1 protein-coding gene is annotated in these 275 nt (G+C 42.9%); it reads right to left on the bottom strand.

The window, feature by feature from the left end:
• Positions 1-275 (bottom strand): dTMP kinase (tmk, locus tag C1G53_RS12520; protein ID WP_105118822.1); only part of this gene is annotated, 275 nt, incomplete at both ends.

Raw genomic sequence — 275 nt, 5'->3', positions numbered from 1 at the left:
TTCGAGCCAGCCCCTCTTCTGTATCAATATCAAAATAGAGAGTTAAATCTGGCTTTAAACCATCTGTTGCAAACTGGTTGAGCCAATGAATGTCACCTATATCCAACCCCCGTCCAAATCCTTGATAGGCAATAGAGGAATCGATAAAACGATCAATCAAGAGCAACTTCCCCTGTGCCAAGGGTGGAAGAATCTTCTCTTTCAAATGCTGACGTCGTGCTGCAATAAACAATAACAGCTCCGTCTTATCATCCATCGCTGTATTTGCAGGATTC

Source organism: Streptococcus suis (assembly GCF_002960445.1).
In the GTDB taxonomy this organism is placed as follows: domain Bacteria; phylum Bacillota; class Bacilli; order Lactobacillales; family Streptococcaceae; genus Streptococcus; species Streptococcus hyiners.
This window is presented reverse-complemented; position numbering and strand designations above follow the sequence as displayed.